Source organism: Enterococcus sp. DIV0756 (genome assembly GCF_051710745.1).
In the GTDB taxonomy this organism is placed as follows: domain Bacteria; phylum Bacillota; class Bacilli; order Lactobacillales; family Enterococcaceae; genus Enterococcus_A.
In genome coordinates this window covers 190,910-210,890 of sequence record NZ_JBIOLF010000002.1, presented here as the reverse complement: position 1 = coordinate 210,890, position 19,981 = coordinate 190,910, and the positions used below count along the sequence as shown (strand labels likewise).

Annotated in this window: 19 protein-coding genes, 1 pseudogene and 1 riboswitch; of the genes and pseudogenes, 9 read left to right on the top strand and 11 right to left on the bottom strand. The window is 38.9% G+C overall.

Translation table 11 applies throughout. The features are described from left to right. The first annotated feature begins 204 nt into the window (after positions 1–204). The gene (locus tag IGI44_RS17405) at positions 205–1,092 is read left to right on the top strand and encodes a LysR family transcriptional regulator (RefSeq protein WP_438789207.1); all 888 of its coding nucleotides are present in this window, start codon (positions 205–207) and stop codon (positions 1,090–1,092) included. 117 nt (positions 1,093–1,209) lie between these two features. Here IGI44_RS17405 and IGI44_RS17400 read toward each other — a convergent pair whose 3' ends face one another. Continuing rightward, entirely contained in the window at positions 1,210–2,334 is a 1,125-nt protein-coding gene (locus tag IGI44_RS17400) for an LCP family protein (RefSeq protein ID WP_438789206.1), read from the bottom strand. A gap of 82 nt (positions 2,335–2,416) precedes the next feature. Beyond that, a riboswitch (M-box (ykoK) riboswitch) is annotated at positions 2,417–2,584 on the bottom strand. A gap of 411 nt (positions 2,585–2,995) precedes the next feature. Here IGI44_RS17400 and IGI44_RS17395 point away from each other — a divergent pair. Together IGI44_RS17395 and IGI44_RS17390 are read left to right on the top strand one after the other, a co-directional pair. Continuing rightward, entirely contained in the window at positions 2,996–4,606 is a 1,611-nt protein-coding gene (locus tag IGI44_RS17395) for an Nramp family divalent metal transporter (protein WP_438789205.1), read from the top strand. Continuing rightward, the gene (locus IGI44_RS17390) at positions 4,596–5,021 is read left to right on the top strand and encodes a universal stress protein (RefSeq protein ID WP_221675556.1); all 426 of its coding nucleotides are present in this window, start codon (positions 4,596–4,598) and stop codon (positions 5,019–5,021) included. Before IGI44_RS17395 ends, IGI44_RS17390 begins: the two co-directional genes overlap by 11 nt. Positions 5,022–5,078: 57 nt before the next feature. Here IGI44_RS17390 and IGI44_RS17385 read toward each other — a convergent pair whose 3' ends face one another. Then, a complete protein-coding gene (locus IGI44_RS17385) occupies positions 5,079–5,450 on the bottom strand; it encodes a YxeA family protein (RefSeq protein WP_438789204.1) in 372 nt (123 codons plus the stop codon). 229 nt (positions 5,451–5,679) lie between these two features. On the opposite strand from IGI44_RS17385, the pseudogene fsa reads away from it, so the two are divergent. Continuing rightward, positions 5,680–6,329 (top strand): annotated as a pseudogene (gene fsa, locus IGI44_RS17380) (fructose-6-phosphate aldolase). Positions 6,330–6,410: 81 nt separating this feature from the next. Further along, a protein-coding gene (locus tag IGI44_RS17375; RefSeq protein ID WP_438789203.1) for an IS3 family transposase occupies positions 6,411–7,831 on the top strand; the annotation gives its coding sequence in 2 pieces (ribosomal slippage) (positions 6,411–6,888 and positions 6,888–7,831; 1,422 coding nt in all). A gap of 104 nt (positions 7,832–7,935) precedes the next feature. Here IGI44_RS17375 and IGI44_RS17370 read toward each other — a convergent pair. From IGI44_RS17370 to IGI44_RS17360, 3 genes are all read right to left on the bottom strand, one after another. Beyond that, positions 7,936–8,955 (bottom strand): LPXTG cell wall anchor domain-containing protein, encoded by a 1,020-nt coding sequence (locus tag IGI44_RS17370; RefSeq protein ID WP_438789202.1) that lies wholly within the window; start codon positions 8,953–8,955, stop codon positions 7,936–7,938. An 85-nt stretch (positions 8,956–9,040) separates the two neighbouring features. Then, positions 9,041–9,988, bottom strand: coding sequence for a DNA/RNA non-specific endonuclease (locus IGI44_RS17365; RefSeq protein WP_438789201.1), 948 nt, complete (start codon positions 9,986–9,988; stop codon positions 9,041–9,043). 42 nt (positions 9,989–10,030) lie between these two features. Next, on the bottom strand, positions 10,031–10,300 hold the full coding sequence (locus IGI44_RS17360; protein WP_016178166.1) for a hypothetical protein: 270 nt from the start codon (positions 10,298–10,300) through the stop codon (positions 10,031–10,033). A 129-nt stretch (positions 10,301–10,429) separates the two neighbouring features. On the opposite strand from IGI44_RS17360, the gene IGI44_RS17355 reads away from it, so the two are divergent. Continuing rightward, positions 10,430–11,155, top strand: coding sequence for a DUF5131 family protein (locus IGI44_RS17355; RefSeq protein ID WP_438789200.1), 726 nt, complete (start codon positions 10,430–10,432; stop codon positions 11,153–11,155). A 49-nt stretch (positions 11,156–11,204) separates the two neighbouring features. On the opposite strand, the gene IGI44_RS17350 is transcribed toward IGI44_RS17355, so the two are convergent. Beyond that, entirely contained in the window at positions 11,205–12,776 is a 1,572-nt protein-coding gene (locus IGI44_RS17350; RefSeq protein WP_438789199.1) for an Nramp family divalent metal transporter, read from the bottom strand. A gap of 170 nt (positions 12,777–12,946) precedes the next feature. Here IGI44_RS17350 and IGI44_RS17345 point away from each other — a divergent pair, with 170 nt between their 5' ends. Further along, entirely contained in the window at positions 12,947–13,387 is a 441-nt protein-coding gene (locus tag IGI44_RS17345; protein ID WP_438789198.1) for a hypothetical protein, read from the top strand. Between the two features lie 112 nt (positions 13,388–13,499). Here the strand turns inward: IGI44_RS17345 and IGI44_RS17340 are convergent, their stop codons facing one another. The 3 genes from IGI44_RS17340 to IGI44_RS17330 all read right to left on the bottom strand — a co-directional run bounded on the left by IGI44_RS17340 (position 13,500) and on the right by IGI44_RS17330 (position 16,944). Beyond that, entirely contained in the window at positions 13,500–15,029 is a 1,530-nt protein-coding gene (locus tag IGI44_RS17340; protein ID WP_438789197.1) for an ABC-F family ATP-binding cassette domain-containing protein, read from the bottom strand. 503 nt (positions 15,030–15,532) lie between these two features. Beyond that, the gene (locus IGI44_RS17335; RefSeq protein WP_438789196.1) at positions 15,533–15,679 is read right to left on the bottom strand and encodes a hypothetical protein; all 147 of its coding nucleotides are present in this window, start codon (positions 15,677–15,679) and stop codon (positions 15,533–15,535) included. Positions 15,680–15,861: 182 nt separating this feature from the next. Continuing rightward, the gene (locus tag IGI44_RS17330) at positions 15,862–16,944 is read right to left on the bottom strand and encodes a CPBP family intramembrane glutamic endopeptidase (protein WP_438789195.1); all 1,083 of its coding nucleotides are present in this window, start codon (positions 16,942–16,944) and stop codon (positions 15,862–15,864) included. A 409-nt stretch (positions 16,945–17,353) separates the two neighbouring features. Here IGI44_RS17330 and IGI44_RS17325 point away from each other — a divergent pair, with 409 nt between their 5' ends. Continuing rightward, positions 17,354–17,725, top strand: coding sequence for a nuclear transport factor 2 family protein (locus IGI44_RS17325; protein ID WP_438789194.1), 372 nt, complete (start codon positions 17,354–17,356; stop codon positions 17,723–17,725). Between the two features lie 100 nt (positions 17,726–17,825). Further along, complete coding sequence (locus IGI44_RS17320) at positions 17,826–18,491, top strand: helix-turn-helix domain-containing protein (protein ID WP_438789193.1); 666 nt, start codon at positions 17,826–17,828, stop codon at positions 18,489–18,491. Positions 18,492–18,575: 84 nt separating this feature from the next. On the opposite strand, the gene IGI44_RS17315 is transcribed toward IGI44_RS17320, so the two are convergent. Both IGI44_RS17315 and thiD read right to left on the bottom strand, forming a co-directional pair. Next, a complete protein-coding gene (locus IGI44_RS17315) occupies positions 18,576–19,124 on the bottom strand; it encodes an ECF transporter S component (protein ID WP_438789192.1) in 549 nt (182 codons plus the stop codon). Beyond that, entirely contained in the window at positions 19,114–19,932 is an 819-nt protein-coding gene (gene thiD, locus IGI44_RS17310) for a bifunctional hydroxymethylpyrimidine kinase/phosphomethylpyrimidine kinase (protein ID WP_438789191.1), read from the bottom strand. Before thiD ends, IGI44_RS17315 begins: the two co-directional genes overlap by 11 nt. Positions 19,933–19,981 lie beyond the last annotated feature (49 nt).

Sequence of the window (19,981 nt, the reverse complement as noted above, 5' to 3'; positions counted from 1 at the left end):
TTTTTATTATCATTACGCTTTTTATAGAAATGCTTTCCAATTTATTAAGAGAGGCCTCCGTCTATTTTTGTTTGGTGCTAAGAGCCTCAAAATAGTTAACCACTGTTAAAGAATACTTGTTATTTAATGTTTTTCCTTGCCTAATAGTCGTTTAAAAGAGCAAAATTAGGTTGGCCTAAAATTTACTGTTGGGATGTGAAAGAAATGTCGATTGAGAAATTAGAGTACTTCTACGTCATTGCAAAATACAATAGCCTCTCAAAAGCTTCGAAAGAGTTGTTTATTGGAATCTCTTCTCTGAGCTCAGCCCTTAAAAGCCTGGAAAACGAGCTAGGCTATGATTTATTTACGCGTCACGGAAAGAAACTAGTTTTGAGTGAAGAAGGACAGAGGATTCTCCCTTTTGTGAAGCGAATCATTGAGGAAGCAAAAAAAATCCATTTCCCTCTTTATCAAATGATTGATCGTCCTTCTTTTAGGGTGGGGATTAGCGAATCAGTTTTAATATTTGAAGCAGGAGAGTGTGGGTGCTGCAATGACAGCTATACGATCAACTATGTCAATGACGCTCCTTTAGAGTTACTGAAGCAACTTAAGCATAAGGAAATTGACTTAGTAATAACTAGTTGCCTGATGGATGATCCACAATTTGAGCGCTGTTCACTAATTCGTTCGAAAATGTTACTGGCGGCTAATCAATCACTGGTAACGAATGAATTGAGACAGGCGGCAGCAGAGGATCTAGAAAAATTTCCTTTTATCATTTTGACCGATCATGTGGGGCATCAACAGTTAACTCAAAGGACAGCTGAATATTTTAATATTGATCCTGAATACCTTTATTGCCATGATAGTTTAGGGATTCATAAATGGTTGAATGAGAAAAAGGCAATTTTTGTGATTCATGCAATAGAAAAGGAACTTCTGGCAAATGAATCGATTGGCTTTCTTACGTTGCCTAGTGCGTTAAGCTTGGATTATTATTTATACAAAAATAAGAACAGCCAACAGGTTTTTGATATTGAGGAAGTAGAAAATGATTTAAAGCGAACATTCAAAGAAATTGAACTCAAAGGAAATGGTATCCGTTAAGAAAAATCTATTTAAGTAGATCAAAAATCAGCGTAAGCAAGTGCAATTAACACTTACTTACGCTGATTTTTTTGTTCAAAATAGAACGTTCATTTCGTTTGGTAAATCATTTTCTGCTTAAGGAACAAACCCGTTTTTGGTTTTTACGGTAGGCAGCGTTCCAGTTTCCGTATTACCTGGTGTTCCAATATAGACATTGCCGTTCAGAGAAGTAGATTCTTTTTCCTCTGCTGCTTCATCTTGGACAGAATAGTCGCTTTGATAGAGATATTGACCATTTGTGTGAAAGACAAATGATTTTTTATCACGATCGTCTTTTTTGTCGATTCCGAGACTTACCCGCAATTCATGACTGACATATTGAATGCTATCCGGATAGAGCTCAACCATGCTGCGACCTTGATTGCTAAAGGTTCGCCAATCAAAGGTGAGTCTTTGTTTCTCATAATTGTTATAAATCAATCCACTTTCTATTAGTTTAAGCAATTGATCGGTCGTGATATCGGTTTGAATATTATTATCAAAGGAGTCGATGATACCTGTCAAATTTTTGACAACATCCTTTGATTTCAATTTTTTTCCAACGGATTGGATAATCTCTTGTTGGCGAAAGCCCCTCATTATATCGTTGTCGCTATGACGTTCGCGAGCATAGGAGAGGGCCTTTGTGCCATCAACATGCTGTCTCCCTTCATCGAAATGGATGGCACCTGGGCCGTCTTTTGTAACACCGTCAAAGGAGTGCTGGACGTTGATATCGATTCCACCGATTGCATCAATGAACTGAATAAAAGATAAAAAATTAAATACACAATAATGATCGATTGGAATCTTCAGCAATTTTTCTACCGTATTCACAGAAGCGGTTGGTCCGTCAAAAGTGTAGGCCGCTTCAATCCGTTGATTGCCACGATAGTTCTTAGCCGCGATCGGGACGAAACTATCTCGCGGGAGACTGCAAAAGGTGATTTTTTTGGTTTTGTTGTTGACGGTAATAACCATCATCGCGTCGGTTCTCGTTGTTCCTAATTTCCTTTCGATGGTGTTGTCTAAACCCATAACCAGAAAAGATTCCGCATCCTGTTTCTTTGCCGCATGATACTCGTTTTTAATCGGATGATAGCCGTTGTCTAGGGTTTTCCTTAAATGTTGGTTGACTAATAGAAAATAGGCAGAGACTGAAATGGTACACATCAGTATTAATGTGAGACCAAGTAAAATAATTTTTTGCGCTCGTTTCATGGTAAAACTTCCTCTCATTAGAACTATTTTTTTATCAACAAAAAGGATTGTCCTCTTATACACAATAAGAAGGCAATCCTTTTATGTCCTCTCATCGTCTGAGTTTTAGCACTATACAACGTAAAGAAAACTCTTAGCTATCTTTAGAAAAGCCTTAATTCGACAATTCCTGTTTTACACATTGGCATCTTTCGATGTTTCTGCGCAATAGCTTATGTTTGCATAGAAGCCTCACCTAACAAGGTTATATTCGCTTTCGGTTGAATATATAATAACGATTTATTAAAAATAAAAATAGTCGGATGTTTTTTCTTAATAATATATTTAAAAAAGAATTGATTGGATTAGCATTGCTATATAAAGGAAAAGGCTTTACGGAAATATCGGAAAGGGGATATTTCGATTTATAAAAAAACGATTTAGCTATCTTTTGATCGTTTTAAAATAACTTTATAAACAATTCATGAGTAGAGTAGAGAGAAGACCTGACGAAGTGTATTGACGATGAAATCATCTGCATCACATAACATTTTGTATGGCTAACGGGATTGTCCTTGGAGTAAGTGTCATCAATTTGGCTATTGCCTAACGAAAGATCTTGCGATATTTTAGGTGTGCCTAAAAATTTTTGAAAGCAAATTTAATGAAAGAGGGTATTTAATTGAATGACTCACAAAATAATAAAGATTTTTCACACAAGAAACATCATTTAATAGAATACGCGAATGGTCCATCGCTGGAGGAAATCAATGGAACAATAGAAGTTCCAAAAGATGTAGGTTTTTTGAAAACATTATTCGCCTATTCAGGACCAGGTGCTTTAGTCGCGGTAGGATACATGGACCCTGGAAACTGGTCGACTTCTATTACCGGAGGGCAAAACTTTCAATACCTCTTAATGTCGATTATTCTTATTTCTAGTTTAATTGCGATGCTGCTGCAATATATGTCAGCGAAATTAGGTATTGTTTCCCAAATGGATCTAGCGCAGGCAATTCGAGCTAGAACCAGTAAATCATTGGGGATCGTACTTTGGCTATTGACTGAACTAGCGATTATGGCAACGGATATCGCTGAGGTAATTGGGGGAGCTATTGCCTTATACTTGCTATTCCACATTCCGTTGTTTCTTGCTGTATTTATTACAGTGTTTGATGTTTTACTATTGCTATTATTGACGAAAATCGGTTTTAGAAAAATCGAAGCGATTGTTGTAGCGTTGATCGTCGTGATTTTTGTCATTTTTGCTTATCAAGTTGCTTTGTCGCGACCGGAATGGCACGCTGTTTTTAAAGGATTAATACCGCGATCGGAAGCATTCTCTACAACACATATGGTCGCAGGTCAAACACCTTTGACTGGTGCATTAGGAATTATTGGAGCGACAGTTATGCCGCACAATCTTTATCTACATTCTTCGATTGTTCAAAGTCGAAAAATCAATCATGAAGATCAAGAGGATATTGCACGTACATTACGTTTCTCTAAATGGGACTCAAATATTCAATTAACGATGGCTTTCTTTGTGAATTCTTTGTTGCTGATTATGGGAGTGGCAGTTTTCAGAACCGGAAGTGTCGCCGATCCATCCTTTTTCGGGTTGTTTAAAGCACTGTCTGATCCGTCTGTAATGAATAATTCAATCTTGGCTCATGTGGCTAGTTCAGGGATTTTATCGATTCTTTTTGCTGTAGCACTCTTAGCTTCAGGGCAAAACTCGACCATTACCGGCACACTTACCGGACAAATTATCATGGAAGGATTCGTTCATATGAGAGTGCCTATCTGGCTGCGTCGATTGGTTACGCGGTTGTTATCTGTGATTCCTGTGCTGATCTGTGTTTTCCTTACTAGCGGAAAAAGCGAAGTTCAGGAACATATCGCGATAAATAATTTAATGAATAACTCTCAAGTTTTTCTGGCCTTTGCGCTGCCATTTTCTATGCTGCCATTACTGATGTTTACGGATAGCCGAGTCGAAATGGGAGAACGGTTTAAAAATTCCTGGGGAATAAAACTTCTAGGATGGATATCAGTCATTGGACTAATTTTTCTGAATATGAAAGGTCTGCCTAATCAGATTGAAGGTTTCTTTGGAGACAATCCATCAAGAAGCCAACTACATTTAGCGGACAACGTTGCCTATATCATCATCGTTTTCGTTCTCTTGTTATTGCTTTGGACAGTGATTGAATTATACAAGGGAGATAAAAGATACGCGCAACAACTGAAGACGACTATCTCTGAAGGGAAGAAGGAAGATGACTTTTAACAAAATTATGGTTGGGGTAGATGAGAGTCCCGATGCATTAAAAGCGTTTCGTTATGCAATTCAAGTGGCACGTCACGAGATGGCTGAATTGATCATTGTATCCATATTAGAGGAGAAAAATATTAATGTTTATCAATCTTTAGATCGAAACTACTGGCAGAAGGAAATGACCGAACTAAAAGAACGGTGTGAGGGGTATAAAAGAGAGGCTCTCGAATACGGGGTTATTGATGTAAGAACGATAGTCAACAAGGGAAACCCTGGTGAGCTGATCATTAATAAGTTTATTCCGCTAAACAATCCAGATCTTCTAGTTATTGGAGCGAAGTCTACAAGTAGAATAAAGAATTTTTTTGGAAGCCAGGCAGCTTATATGGCAAGATACGCGAAAATTTCGACTATAATCATTAGGTAATAAGAAGTGCCGAAAGGTTCATCCGTCATAAAGACAGATGAACCTTTCGGCTTGCGGTTACCGCGGATCAATTTCATTTAACGCTTTTTCTGGCACCTGATCACGCCTAACCTCCTCATAGGTCTCAATGTGGGCACCTTTACCGGTTATTTTTAAATAGCGATTGGTCTTTAATTCAGAAATTCCATTAAATTGAATTCTGCGAGTTTTCCCATTTTCGTCAGCTGCAATTTGTTCGTAGCTAGCCGTTCCATAGCTATTGACTGACTGAGGTTTCGTTGTTTTAACAAAAAGCTCACTTTTAGGAACTAAAGGGTTTAGTTGATCAAGAGTACCCGCAACCTCACTAGATGAATTTTTTGAATAAAGCATTGCACCAACTAACAGAATAAAGATTCCTAAAATGACTCCAAGTATTTTTTTGATCATGAATTAATCGTCCTTTCAAACTTGATACAGTTAGCTTATCAAGTTTATTAGAAGCATAAATCAGGCGCGGGACCTATCTAGAACGAACAAAACTGTCACAAAGATGGACGCTCATTTCTGAACTTGATGGAGTCGATAGGAGTGAGTATACTTGTAATAAAGAAGGAATATCGGCTGATGTAAAGACAAGTGCTGTTGCAGTGGAATGAGCGAATAATAGGAGGAAATGATGAAATTTTTTCTAGACACAGCGAACATTGAAGAGATTGAACGGATCAATCAGCTTGGCTTAGTAGATGGTGTCACGACGAACCCTACGATTATTGCAAAAGCAAGGAGTTTAAAACAGTAATCAAAGAAATCTGCCACTTAGTTCGTGGGCCTGTCAGTGCGGAAGTCACCTCGTTAGACAGTGAAGGAATGATTTGCGAAGCACGTGAAATTCATCAGTGGGCCACAAATATTGTTGTAAAGATTCCAATGACGGAAGCGGGTTTAAAAGCGGTTCACACACTTTCACAAGAAGGGATCAAAACAAATGTGACCTTAATTTTTTCAGCAGCTCAAGGGTTGATGGCCGCTAAAGCTGGAGCTACCTATGTCAGTCCTTTTTTGGGACGCTTAGATGATATTGCTTCTGATGGTATCCAGCTGGTTGAGGATTTACGAGAAATCTTTGATATTTATGATTTCGATACAGAAATCATCGCAGCCAGTGTAAGAAACCTTGGTCATGTCGAGGCCGCTGCGTTAGCAGGTTCAGACATTGCAACAATTCCGGGGAATCTGTTTCCAAAATTATGGAGTCATCCATTAACTACCAATGGTATTGCTCAGTTTGAAGCCGATTGGCAAGGGTATCAGGAAAAACAAAAATAAAAAAATCAGTGGGCGAAAGAATCTTTGAACCGACCCCCAAAAGTTAGACCAAAATCTAGCTCTTGGAGGTCGGTATTTTTTATGACTAAATATAGTTTTGAATTCAAATTGAAAGTAGTTCAAGAATACTTAGATGGGAAAGGTGGTTATAGCTATTTAGCAAAGGTACATTCGGTTAAGGATAGTAGACAAATACTAGATTGGGTGAATTCCTACCGGGAATTTGGCGAAGAAGGTCTTCTCAGAAAACGTAAAAATGCGAATTATTCTGTTCAATTTAAGTTGGATGCGATAGAGTTATATCAAACTAGTGAGCTGTCTTATCGTGAAATTGCCAATGTACTTAAAATGAATAATCCGTCTCTCATTGCCAATTGGATGAGAAAATTTCGGGATGATGGTATCGATGGACTCTCAAAAACGAAAGGACGTCCATCCGCTTTGGCTGAGAAAAAAGAACAGAAAAAGAAGCGTTCAATTGAGACAACACCGGAAGAACGAGACCGTATTAAAGAATTAGAAAAACAAGTGCGTTCCCTTCAAATTGAGAATGCCTTTTTAAAAGAGCTGAGGAAGCTGCGAAAACAGGAAGCCCAACAAAGACGAACGAATCAATCGCACGAACCATCGTCAGCCTCCGAGGATCATTCAAATTAGTTGAGCTTCTTGAGACGTTGAACTTTCCTAAAGCGACATTTATGTACTGGCAAAAACGATTTGACAGAGAAAATCCCGATCAAGGAATCGAAGCCGAAATGCTTCGTATTCGTAAAGAACACAAAGATTATGGCTGTTTACGAATGACCAACGAACTAAAAGAGCGAGGCTTTCATGTCAATAAAAAGAAAGTTCAACGTTTGATTCGAAAACTAGGGATCGAAGTCCGTTCCTACACTCGGAAATCACGTCGCTACAGCTCTTACCGAGGAAAGGTCGGCAAAGTGGCGAAACACCGAATTCGTCGTCATTTTTACACGAATATCTGTCATCAAAAAATTACGACTGATACAACAGAATTCAAGTATTTTGAAATAGATACCAAAGGCGTGATCCGACAAAGAAAGTTATACCTAGACCCGTTTATGGACATGTATAATAGCGAGATTCTTTCGTACCGCATTTCAGAAAAACCGAATGCCTTGGCAATTATGGAAGGTTTAGAAGAAGCCATCGCGATCACGGCTGATTGCCCCTATCGTCGCACCTTCCATTCGGATCAAGGTTGGGCTTATCAAATGAAGGCCTATCGGCAAAAACTAAAGAAACAGAAAATCTTTCAAAGTATGTCTCGCAAAGGGAATTGTTTAGATAATTCAATCATGGAGAATTTCTTCAGTCTTCTAAAACAAGAAATCTTTCATGGGGAAACCTATCACAGTTTTGATGAACTAAAAACGGCGATCGATGACTATATCTATTACTACAACAATCACCGGATGAAACAGAAATTGAACTGGAAAAGCCCTGTTCAATTTCGAAAAGCTGCACAGAAAGCGGCATAATTGCCCATCTTAACAAACAAAAAAAGGAGTAGATTTCTCTACTCCGAAATAAGTCTAACTTTTGGGGGTCACTTCACTTGCTATTCTCGCTCACTGATTTTTTATTATTTTTTACGATTTCGACGAATCATAATAAATGCGATGATTGCTAAGATAATAACACCAGCTGCAGTAAGCCAGGTCCTTCTTTCTTCACCCGTTTTTGGTAAGAAGCCGCCTTTGTCCTCTTTTTTATCGTTGTTATCTTTCGCAGGTGCTTTGTTTTCGGCACTGTTTGTTGTTGAAGTAACTGTTGAACTTTCTGTCGTTGATGTTTCGGTTGTGCTGGAAGTAGTCACTCCGTTACGAACCTCATCCTTCTCCGCATAACGACTGATCCAAGCAATAATGCCAGGGAAGAAGTCGCCTTCAGTTCCGATCATTTTTTCTTGAATCGGTGAAATGTATTTTAAAACATTGGATAATTCTTGATTGCTCATTTGACGAATCGGCATGAAAGAACTGTTGCTAGGATACAGGGCCGCCAAATAGGCTTGCAGGCTGTCAATCTGATCAATCATCTCAAGGGCATTTGTATAATTACTTGGATTGTAATTCATAATATTTTCGATTTTATCCCAAGACAAGCTTTTATCTTTATACAAAGCTTGCAGTATACGCGCGTACCCGCTAACGTCTAAACCGTAAGTATCGGAACTGATTCGCTCACAAAGTGTCATGGCATTCAATAGTTGTTGATCAGTGTAGCTATCCACTTCGCTAGGTGTGATGATGCTTTTCATCGTTTCACCTTTTAACATCTCGCGAATCTTATTGGTATCGTGTTCACTACCAATCGGATCACTGCTTTTCTTTACGCCCGTTTCTTTTTCAATTTGATCAATCGTATCGTCTTTTGCTTGTTGAATATCTTTAACCTCATTGTTTTCAGTGATGCTGGACGAGCCCGTTTCAGTTGTCGTATTTGAATCAACTGTTGCACTATTTTCAGTGGAAACGGTCTGTTCAGTTCCGGCTGCAGGGGTGTTATTCGCTGCAGCGGAGCTTTCTGTCTCGGCATTTGCACTGATGGGGAAGAGAATAAATAGCGTTAAAGCAAAAAAAATTTTTTTCAAAGTAATCACTCCTTATGTTTTTGTTTACGTTTTGTAACAATATTGTAACATAAGAAATGTATCTGTAAAGTAAAAAAGTGAAAACTTTGATAATTTATTTGGCGGGACGGTAACCAGCCTTTTTGGCTTCTTCAATCGTCTTAAACCAAGCCCGTGGATTGGTGGTTTTATCGTAATATTTACTACCGGGAAGATGGTAGACGCCACTTTTTGATCCTTTAATCAAGCCTTGGCCCTTATCATCAATATATTCTTTTTCCGCAGAAACCCTTGTTGAAGTTGAAGATTGTGAAGTTGATTCTGTCGTACTGGTGCCATCTGCATAATTTAGTTTTACACCATTTTGCACATTGAAAATATATACATTGAAGCGAATCTCCTCACTGCCAATCGATTGGGCCATCATATGAACACCGCGTGCTAAGAGCTCCTCGTTACGAAAAACAGGAACAACGGAATAGCGGACATAATTTTTATTGCTTTTCTCTAAATAGTATTTGATATCCATCTCAAAGCGCAGCATCTCGGGACTGTTCAATTGACGTGTTCCCGTGATTAAATTTTTCCAATTGGCATTTTGTCCAGTTAATTGATACCCAATTAAGTGAGACCGATTGAATAGGTATTGCCCGTTGATTTTTTTATTATGCCAGCCCGTTGGAGTCACGCTGGAAATTTCCCCACGTTTTTCAGTCGGCATGAGTTTCTTATTCAATAAGGCTTCTGCGCCAGTCGCACGATTCAAATGATCTAAGTCCCCATATCTTTCCCAAGGACCTTTTTCAGTTGAGAGGTCCTCTTTAGAAAAAGTCGGATTGTTTTGGTTGATTTCGATGGTCTGGGTGCCTTCGTAATTTAGCTGGGCTAGATCTTGCTGAGGCGGAATAACTTGTGTCTGCGATTGATTTTGCGTTTTCTTTTCTGATTGTGTTATTTGTGGTGCATTCGGTTTTGGTTCTTGAACATGGTCTTTTACGCTATACACAGCGAAACTAGCTGCCGCAATTATGATCGCAGCAACTAGTTTAGTTTTTTTTGACAAGGGTTTTGCTCCTCTTCTGTTTAACAGTATATGAAATGTTGCTTATTCTGGTGCACCGATGATTTTGATATACTCATCAGGATTCATGATCTCAAAATGTTTTGCTACCAATTGATTCCGTTTGTTGCGGCGTCCCTCAATATGGATCATATATTTATTTTCCGGTAAACGAAAAACATAACTGGATAGATAACGGTCTTTGATCAAGACTTCGGTTTTATTTTCACCATCACTCATAATCAATAAAGACATCATAATCGGCTTTTCCTGTAACAAAATCGTCTTTTCTAATAAGCCGCGATATTCCTCCAAAAAATCACTTCCTTTTTTTAAATCTATCACTTAATTTTAGCATTTTTACGCAATTAATGCTCTAATAACGAAATAGCTCGCGTCACCCTTAGCAAATTTGATAAGATAAAAGAAAAAGTGGGTGAGAAAATGGGCATGTGGAATCCATGGCGGGGGTGTCGTCGAGTAAGTGAAGGGTGCAAGTATTGCTTTATTCATGAAGGCGATAAAAAGCGAGCAGTTGATACAAGTAAGATTGAGAGGTCGGCTCAGTTTGATGCGCCTGTTAAAAAAACGAAGAATGGGTATAAAATGAAGGGCGGACAAACGGTCTTCGTTTGTTTCTCCAGTGATTTTTTAATCGAGGAAGCTGATCCGTGGCGCGCGGAATGCTGGCAAATGATCAAAGAGCGCAGTGATCTTCATTTCATGTTCTTGACTAAACGAATTGAACGTTTAATGGATTGTGTGCCTGAAGACTGGGGCGACGGTTACGATAATGTTACGATCGGTGTTTCCGTTGAAAATCAGGCGCGCGCGGAGCAACGCCTGTCCTTATTCCAAGAGCTACCAATCAAACATAAAAATATCGCTTGTCAGCCGTTGATTGAAGAAATTTCTATTGCTGATTATTTGACGGGTATTGAATTAGTTATTGCAGGTGGCGAATACCATAAAAATGCACGCCCGTTAAATTATGATTGGATTTTGAAGTTGCGGGAAGAAACCGTGGAACGAGCGATTCCTTTTGAATTTCGTCAGTGCGGAACACATTTTATCAAGGACGGTCAAACGTATCAATTAAACTATCGTCAGTTATTTGCGCAAGCGAAAAAAGCGGGAATTAATTGGTATCCAGAAAAAGAAAACATATAAAAACGAAGTTCTCAGAAAATCTATGAATGATTTTCCAAGAACTTCGTTTTTATTCTGATAAATCCTCATCTAGTTCCTTCGCAGCCAGTGCTACACGTTTGTTTCCTTTATGCAATTCAACAACCGTCCAGACTAATAAGGCAAGCACAGCCGCAATTAAAACATACGCAATACCGTCTGCTGTAGTAATTTCTAGGGCAGAAGGATTATCACCGAAGAAGCCTTCGATTTGACTAGGTAAACCAATTAAGTTTAAGTAAGTAAGGCCGACAACTGAAATCCAGCCAAGCAGTTGAATGATTCGTTTATTTTTGAAGCGTTCACCCATTTCTGCGCTGCTATTTGTCATCATCAATAGCGGCAGCATGGAGAAAGGCAGAGCGAAAGCTAAGAAAACTTGCGAGTTGTTCATTAGATTGTTTAAAGCTTCGTGTTCTTCTACGACCGTGTCTCCCCGAGTGAGCAGCACACAAATCAATACGGGAATCACTGAAATCAATCGGGTAACTAGACGGCGAAGCCAGATAGGCATGCGCATATGCACGAAGCCTTCCATAATTACTTGCCCGGTTAAAGTACCAGTAATGGTAGAATTTTGACCGGAAGCCAGCAAGGCAACAGCGAACAAGGTTGATAAAGCGCCTGTTTTTGCGACATTCATCAAAATTCCATTGCTCATAGTAGCTGGATTGGACAACGCTTCATACAATCCAAAGAATGAAGGGTCTTTAACGGTTCCAGTTTTAAATACCGCAACGCCCATAATTAAAAGCAACGCGTTGACAAGAAAGGCTAGCGATAATTGAATGTTTGAATCCCACGTCGTAAAGCGAACAGCATTTGCGACATCCTCTTCATCATCATGATCAACCTGGCGAGTTTGTGAAACGGCTGAGTGCAAGTAAAGATTATGGGGCATTACTGTTGCGCCGATAATTCCTAAGGCACCAGTTAATGGTGTTTGACCACCAATGGCGGGACCGTTTGAAAAGGTCTCACTGGTCGGAACAAAGCCTTTCAAGACATCGCTCCAGTTAGGATTAGATAAGGCTACTTGGTAAATGAAAACAAAAAGAATGACGAATATCAAACAAACAACAATGGCTTCGATTTTTCGAAATCCCACTTTGGTTAATAGCAATAATAGAAAGACGTCAAAGACGGTAATAAAGACCGCGATAACTAATGGAATATTAAACAATAAATACAAGGCAATTGCTGCCCCGATAACTTCTGCGATATCGGTGGCCATAATCGCTAATTCAGTTAAAATCCAAAGAACAATCCCTAACGATTTACTCGTTCTAGCGCGAATAGCTTGGGCTAAGTCCATTCTGGTAACAATTCCTAGTTTGGCTGCCATGTATTGTAAAAGCATCGCCACTAAACTTGAAAGCAGAATGACTGACATTAATAAGTATTGGAAATTTTGACCACCAGTGATAGAGGTTGACCAATTTCCTGGATCCATATATCCGACAGCGACTAACGCGCCCGGTCCTGAATAGGCGAGCAATGTCCGCCAAAAGCTTTTTCCTTTCGGTACTTTGATGGTACCATTGACCTCTTCTAAAGAGAGCCCGTTTGTATGTTCTAAAATGGGATGTTTATTTATGCTCAATACACTCCCACCTTTCTTTAAACTTTTCTATTTTCTACGATGTCATCATACACCCAAAATCAGGAAATTAAAAGAAAAAGATTCGGTATGCCTAAAATCGAGCAGAAGCATATTTCTTTAGCATGAATCACTTTTATTTTACACTGATTAGAAGAAAACGAGGTGAGCCTATGACAGCATGGCATACACAATTAGAAGGTACTTGGGAAATCAAAGGAACAAATTTTCCGATGTGGTTGTCGAATAAAAGAAAAAATCCCCGAATTACGTATAAACAAACAGAGAAGAAAGCAGTGGAATTACTCGATCTAGTGGAATATGAAGTGAATAACAAAACGAAACAGATCAAAGGGGTGGATCATGTTAAAGACGGTAAATTTGTTTGGCGTGGTCTAGGAATATTAAGAATTTTAAGCAGCCGCTGGCAAGTAGTAACGATCAAAGGGGATGTACTAGTGATTCGTTTTGAAAAATCATTGATGACCCCGGCAGGAGTAGATATTTTAGTAAAAAAAGGGTCAAAGGTGCCTAATTTACAGCAACGTGTATTGGCGCATCACGAAGGTTTTGGTTTAACTGCTGAGGAGAAAGAAACGCTACGTTGGAAATAGAATGAAGTGTTAAGGGAATTCGAAAAATTCTTTACATAGGAAAAGCCATACAGCCACTTTACTTTACATTAGGAAAGTAAGTAGCTGTATGGCTTTCTTATCGATTGATACTTTACTGACTAATCTCAATCACACGATCGGTCCAATCCTGATAAAAGCCTTCCTCATGGGAAACGACGATCACCGTACCAGCGAAATTCGCTAAGCTTTCACGTAAACTGTCCTTCGTTGCTTGATCAATGTGGTTGGTTGGTTCATCGAGAATTAGCAGGTTGCCTTTTTGCATGGTCATCTGACAAAGCTTGACCTTGGTTTGCTCGCCACCACTTAAGGTACTCAACGGTTCTTGTGCTAATTGATTCGGCAGTCCGGCTTTGGCTAAATGCTTTCGTAGCTCTTTAACAGTTTCTTTTGGAAAATGTTCGCTTAAATACTGTAAGGGCGTTTGATAAGGATTTTCCCATTGCAGATCCTGTTCAAAATAATTAATTTTTGTATTTGCTGGAAAGTGAAATTCACCGGCAATTTTTGGAATCGCCCCAATCAACGTTTTCAGCAATGTGGATTTACCAATGCCATTAAAGCCACGAATCGCAACTTTTTCGCCATAGCGCAGGGTCATGTTAATCGGTGCCAACAAGGGTTTTTGATAACCAATCTCAAGATCAGTCGTTTCAAGCGCCAAAGTTGTAACGATTGGTGCGTAAGGAAACTCAAAGTGAGCGATTGCATTGGTTGAAGGCGGCGTTAAACGTTCTACTTTATCTAATTGTTTTTGACGACTTTTCGCCATGGTGGAACGTGAACCGGCCTTGTATTTGCGAATATAGGCTTCTGTTTTTTCGATCTGACGTTTTTGAGCGGCATATTGTTTCATGTAGGTTTCTTGGAACTGCTCTTTTTGTTTTAATGCTTTTGTTAAATTACCAGTATATTTGGTTAATTTTCCGAACTCGATGTCAGCGATATGGGTGGTAATTTGATTCAAAAAGTCGCGATCATGGGAAATAACCACAAATGTACCAGTAAACTCCTGTAAGAACTGACTCAACCAAGCTACATGTTCGTCATCTAAATGGTTTGTAGGCTCATCCAAAATCAATACATCCGGCTTTTCCAATAATAATTTCGCTAGAATCAATTTGGAACGCTGACCACCACTTAAATCCTCCAGTGGTGTATCCATACCTAAAACATCTAATCCCAGACCACTGCTCATTTCAGCAATCAAGGTATCAATTTGGTAGAAATCACCTTGATCTAATTCTGTCTGCAATTTTCCAGCTTTTTCTAGCAGTTTATCATCCATTGATTCACTGTAATCCATATATAATTCGCCGATTTTTGCTTCTTTTTCAAAGTCTGCCGCATAGGCAGTCTTCAAAAAGTCTTTGATGGATAATGTTGGATCGACTTCCACGTATTGATCTAAATAGCCCACATGGATGTTTTTTTGCCAGGCGATTGTGCCTTCATCTGGTAATTGTTCTCCAGTAATAATTTTGATTAGGGTACTTTTTCCTGCGCCGTTTTGTCCGATGAGGCCAAGGTGTTCCCCCTTATTCAAATGTAATTCTAAATCTTCATACAAGATCTTGTCGCCGAATTGTTGGGCGATTCCTGTTAAATCTAAGATACTCATGTTTCTCCTACTTTCTTACTCAAACTCTCATCATCTAATAAAAGAAGGGGATAGTCAAGAAAAAAAGAGTCCTTTTTAAGGACTCTACGACTTTTATAACTGAGCGGAGAACAAATACAGGACAATATCAGAAATTACATCAACAAGTTGACTAAATAAATCTATCAGATTTTTGAAAAATTGAATGATCATCTCAAGCATTTTTTACCTCCACTTATTTAAATAAACCGGCTACCCAATCAATTGGGTAAAGGGACAAGTGCAATGTAATATGAGCGAACAAATAACTTATTGCGAAGAATGGAAATAACATTTTTTTCATGAGTTTTCTACCTCCGTAATTTTCTTTGATTCAGTATAACGTGAAACGAAAGAAGGAAGACATTGATTTACCTTATCGTGAACGAACAATTATGTAAGTTGCGCATACAAAAAAGCCTCTGCTTTCAATTTTTAAGCAGAGGCTTTTAATTATAGGCTTCATTCATTGAGAGATGCGCTCCTTAGGCAGATTTTTTTAAGTCGTAGATCGCTTGTTCAATGGTGATTCCAATTCCCTGTTGACCAGTAATCGTTGAGTAAACGATAAAAACATTTTGTTCTAAATCAAACGTCACACGGTAGGGCTTTTCTTGTTCAAAAAAGGTCATCTGATTTCCTCCTTTCATTTAATAACATACTTACAAATAAAAGTATAACACATTAGAAAATAATAATAAAACAATTTTGCATTCATAATCTATTTTAATTTTTTAGAATTTGGACTAAAGGGAAAGAAGCAAATAAACGGAGTGGACGCCACTCCGTTGAACAAAAAAACATTTTTTTACCGCTATGATTCACCAATGACTTGTTCGTGTTCGGTACTCAATGAATGGGCGACACTAGCGGCACGATGTTCTGGCGTCGGGTTGAGATTGTCGAGATCTCTGAAGAATTTTGTTAATACTGGCCAAGCGTAACAGACTGTCATAACAATCAGGCTAAAAACGACGGAACTCCATGTGATGCTGTTGCCTTTTATGGAATTTCCCGATAAGTCACCGGAGAAAATAGGAATCAGATGATTATTCAAAAAGTGCATTACAACGACTGTCCAAATATTATCCGTCTTCATATAAGCATAGGCGTAAAAAATTCCAAAAGTCATACAAACGACGATTTGATTGGCAACGGAGATAATGCCATCTGCTGGTGAAGTATAATAGAAAAAGTTGAGCGGCAAATGCCAAATTCCCCAAACAAATCCTAGTAGTAAAACACCATTTAAGGCGCCGAAATGTTTTTGTAAGATCGGTTGCAGAAAATAGCGCCAACCATATTCTTCTCCAAAAAAAGGAATAAAAGAAAGAAAAAAGGAAATGGGTAAAGATATAAGAGCAACCCAAGTTGATGGATTGGAAAAAGTTTCCGCGAGTTGCGAAAAACTTCCGTCAATTATTAATGCGATCACTATACGTGCAATGTATAAAAAAAGATACAGCAGTACGATGCGAACCGCGGATTTACCGTTTTTGAGGGTCAATCCGTACGCAGTATTCTGCTCATCTTTTGCTAGGAAGAGACAAGGCAGTGATACCAAAGCGCCAATAAGTATAACTATACTCGCCAATTGGTTAAAAAGTTGTTTGCCAGTGAAAAAGAGCGAAAGACAGAGTACGATTATCAGCGTAGTTTGCGCTAAATAGCATATATAAAATGGTTTAGGAAGCAGTTTCTTTTCTTTGCTATAAAACAGTGAAGCAATCATGACGCCTGCAGCTGGGTAAAACATATGAACAGAGGCGAATAAATCTAAGTTTTTTTGTTGACCATAACCGTACCACATCAAAAATCCCATAATTACAGGCATTCCAAAAGCAATTGCCGAAAAAATCAGTAGTTGTTTCTTTTCCTTTTGTTGATTTTCGTACATCTTATCACTCCTCGGTTTATTGGATGATTTTTTGTGAGAAAAATAGTTCAATTTGAATGCCTCTATCTTTCAACTAAAGTGCTCCCGTCTCACACTTATTAAACTTTGCAATGGATCATTCAACTTTTGAAATCTGCGAAAAGTTGAACTGCCATTCTTAAATGAACTCATTTTTTGTACTTAGTTCTTCTATACAACAATTTTACAAAAAAGTACGGCTTTTGGGGAATAATCCTTTCAAATAATTGTAATAAAGTCCTAAATAAACAAAATCCCAGTTCGCCAATCAATAATTATCGAGTAAATTAAACATCTTGATAACCTACACCGTTGAAATCTATTTCCTGATCATATTCATCGATTGAAATTGCTATACTGTTTAAAAAGAAAATTTTTGGAGGAAATGCTTATGAGACGTGTAATCATCGAACAATTCGTAGCAGCCATCAATCAGCAAAACCTACCGACGATTATCCAAATGATGACAGAAGATTTTCGATTCATTGATACTTATGGAAACTGTGAGGATAAAGAAGCAATGAAGAGTGGCTGGCAAGGTTATTTTGATTGGTTTCCTGACTATTTAATCGAGATTGAAGAGTATCTTGCAAATGATCAGTTTGCGATGATTCTTGGAAGGGCGAGCGGCTCCTATCTTGGAATGCCCGATAAACGTTGGGAAATTCCTGCTGCTTGGAAAGTCGTAGTGGAGGGGCAGAAAATTAAAATATGGCAGGTGTTCTGTGATTCGAAAAAGCAGTTGGATGCAATGAATAAGTGATTCTACAAAATGTAGAGCTTGATATAGAGGCATTCCACAAAGGATAGGTGGTATGTTGGTTTTATTCTTTTTATGATGAAATGGGAAAGGGGTTTGCGGTTTGGAAATTGGAATACAAATTAAGGAACATCGAAAACTGTTGGGATGGACGCAAAAAGAATTAGCTGAGAAAATCAATGTTTCTGATAAAACTGTCTCAAGTTGGGAAACAGGACGGACATACCCTGAATTATCGTTACTAGTAGAGCTCAGCGAACTTTTCGGTATTTCATTGGACGAATTATTGAGAGGAGATGTGGAGGTCGTTAAACGAATTGATAAGGATATCAAATTGAAAAAAGTTTATAAGTATGGTTTGATTGCGACGTTACTAATCGTGTTTTTAGGAATTTTATTTCTGACTCAATACCAAAATAAAAATCAATGGGTGGATCGCTTCAATCCCTTTATGGAAATGAAGATCGGCTACGCGACATTGCCAACTTCTGTTACTTATAATGGCGGAAAAGAATACCAAAAGGATGGAAAGAAAGCTCAAGTTCCTGACCCGTATAAAAATATTTGGGTAGCAGATGATCCATTTGGCGAAGGGATGTTATTGAATTTTCAAGGTGGGCAGGCTCCAGAAGGGAAGAATTACGCTTTGGTGCAGCATAAAGGAACCTATGTACGAAGAATCTCGTTTATCTCATGGAAATCTATTCCGGGTATTTACCGTGACATCATGAGTAAGGACTATTATGAGGTCCCATCAATGGAGGACTAGAAAAGCGGCGAACAAATCAATCGATTTGTTCGCCGCTTTTTTGTAAGCTTTCGCCCCTGCCAAGGAGGTTCATTATAGCATAAATTAAACTGGTTGATTATGAAAAATTAACTGCATTGCTCGTCTTAATGGAAAGTATACGAGGCTGACAATTAAAATTGTTGAAAAGATATTGATTATAGTAGCGGGCATTGTAGCTAACGCGGCGAAGAAAGCAGGCTTCAGTTGAGCGCCAGCAATCATTGCCATAATCGTGGCTTTAATCACGGACATGATGAATTTGGCAACCCCAGCACAAAAACCGATAACGACTACTTGATGAATACGCGTAGGTTTATGTTTAAACAGGGAGAAGGCAGCGTAGGCCGCAGCCCCAACAACAAAACTTTCCACTAGAAAGTATGGAGCTTCAGCCGCAAAGCCATTTAAAATATCAAAAATAAAAAAGCCAAGACCACCTGCTAAGGCTCCTTGCCAATAGCTCACCAAAAGTACCGCTAAAAGAACGACAGAATTTCCAAAATGAATAAATGCACCAGTTGGTAGCGGGATTTTGATCATTGTGCCCATCAGGGTTAGTGCCGCAAATAAAGCGACTAATACTAAATTTTGAATACGTTTATCACTGTTCATCTGAATACTCCAATCGTTTTTCACCGTGAGTGTAGGCGCCATGCCACACGTGACCCACATACGGATTAATTTTTTCACCCATTGCGATAGCAGATTGCACGAACTCAATAGCCAGCGTGATTGCTTGTTCCAACGGATAATTCTTTGCTATAGCAGAGGTGATCGCTGCGGCAAATGTACATCCTGCTCCATGATTGTAGGGGGTATCAATAACAGGATGCGGATAGCGTCGGAAATCCCTGCCATCATAATAAAGGTCGAGGGTTTGCTCCGAATCAAATCGCGCGCCGCCCTTGATAACGACATTCTTTACCCCCAATAGGGATATTTTTTTAGCGGCTTCTTGCATTTGCTTTTCAGAAGTAAGTTCGCCTAGTTCAGATAGGATCCCTGCTTCTCGTAAGTTCGGTGTTGTGATCAACGCCTGAGGAAGCAGCTCTTCTCGTAAGGCTTGAACTTGGTCATTTTTAATAAAGTCTTGGGTTCCTTTTCCACCAATCACAGGATCAACGATTAATGGGATATCTTTAGGGATCAGCTCTTGAACCAACGCGATTATTTCTCGAGAAGGCAGCAGCCCCGTTTTTACTGCATCAATTGGACCTGCAAAGACCGAAGCAATTTGTTCTCGAATCAGCTCTAGCGGAAGGAGGCGTAAATGGTGCTTCCCGTTATTTGGATCTAAGTTAACGATCGACGTAATTGCTGCTAATCCAAATGTTCCAAATTCCTGAAAGGTTTTTAAATCGGCTTCTAGCCCACCACCGCCAGTGGCATCTGAACCGGCAATTGTTGCGACTTTTTTCATATAGTAACGCTCCATTTGTTTTTTAACAGCATATCTTTTTAATTGGAAG

Bases quoted from the DNA above. Each gene is read 5' to 3' on its own strand.
- IGI44_RS17405 (WP_438789207.1), top strand. From the start codon at position 205: ATGTCGATTGAGAAATTAGAGTACTTCTACGTCATTGCAAAATACAAT.
- IGI44_RS17400 (WP_438789206.1), bottom strand. From the start codon at position 2,334: ATGAAACGAGCGCAAAAAATTATTTTACTTGGTCTCACATTAATACTG.
- IGI44_RS17390 (WP_221675556.1), top strand. From the start codon at position 4,596: ATGACTTTTAACAAAATTATGGTTGGGGTAGATGAGAGTCCCGATGCA.
- IGI44_RS17385 (WP_438789204.1), bottom strand. From the start codon at position 5,450: ATGATCAAAAAAATACTTGGAGTCATTTTAGGAATCTTTATTCTGTTA.
- IGI44_RS17355 (WP_438789200.1), top strand. From the start codon at position 10,430: ATGGGCATGTGGAATCCATGGCGGGGGTGTCGTCGAGTAAGTGAAGGG.
- IGI44_RS17345 (WP_438789198.1), top strand. From the start codon at position 12,947: ATGACAGCATGGCATACACAATTAGAAGGTACTTGGGAAATCAAAGGA.
- IGI44_RS17340 (WP_438789197.1), bottom strand. From the start codon at position 15,029: ATGAGTATCTTAGATTTAACAGGAATCGCCCAACAATTCGGCGACAAG.
- IGI44_RS17335 (WP_438789196.1), bottom strand. From the start codon at position 15,679: ATGACCTTTTTTGAACAAGAAAAGCCCTACCGTGTGACGTTTGATTTA.
- IGI44_RS17330 (WP_438789195.1), bottom strand. From the start codon at position 16,944: ATGTACGAAAATCAACAAAAGGAAAAGAAACAACTACTGATTTTTTCG.
- IGI44_RS17325 (WP_438789194.1), top strand. From the start codon at position 17,354: ATGAGACGTGTAATCATCGAACAATTCGTAGCAGCCATCAATCAGCAA.
- IGI44_RS17315 (WP_438789192.1), bottom strand. From the start codon at position 19,124: ATGAACAGTGATAAACGTATTCAAAATTTAGTATTAGTCGCTTTATTT.
- thiD (WP_438789191.1), bottom strand. From the start codon at position 19,932: ATGAAAAAAGTCGCAACAATTGCCGGTTCAGATGCCACTGGCGGTGGT.